The organism is Bradyrhizobium sp. 14AA, from assembly GCF_054185205.1.
Map to the genome: position 1 here is coordinate 1 of NZ_JAVAYM010000159.1, position 455 is coordinate 455.

The 455-nt window shown below is 72.3% G+C and carries 1 protein-coding gene; it reads left to right on the forward strand.

Translation table 11 applies throughout. The features are described 5' to 3' along the window. Window positions 1–455, forward strand: a 455-nt coding sequence (locus tag RAD15_RS43795; protein WP_458184860.1) for an ATP-binding cassette domain-containing protein, incomplete at both ends; no start/stop codon positions are given.

Sequence of the window (455 nt, forward strand, 5' to 3'; positions counted from 1 at the left end):
AAGGGCCGCCGCTTCCTCCAGCCCGGCGCGACGCTGCGCTATCTGGCGCAGGAGCCGGACTTCTCCGGCTTCGAGACGACCCTCGCCTTCGTGGAGGCCGGCCTCGCGCCGGGCGACGATTCCTACCGCGCCCGCCACCTCCTCGAGAGTCTCGGCCTCACCGGCGAGGAGCATCCCGCCCGCCTCTCCGGCGGCGAGGGACGCCGCGTGGCGCTCGCCCAGGCCCTGGCACCGGAGCCCGACATCCTGCTCCTCGACGAGCCGACCAACCATCTCGACCTTCCGGCGATCGAGTGGCTGGAGGAGGAGTTGAAGGGCACGCGCTCCGCCCTCGTCCTCATCAGCCACGACCGCCGCTTCCTCTCGGCACTCTCCCGCTCCACGGTCTGGCTCGACCGCGGCGTGACGCGCCGGATCGAACAGGGCTTCTCCGGCTTCGAGGCCTGGCGCGATGC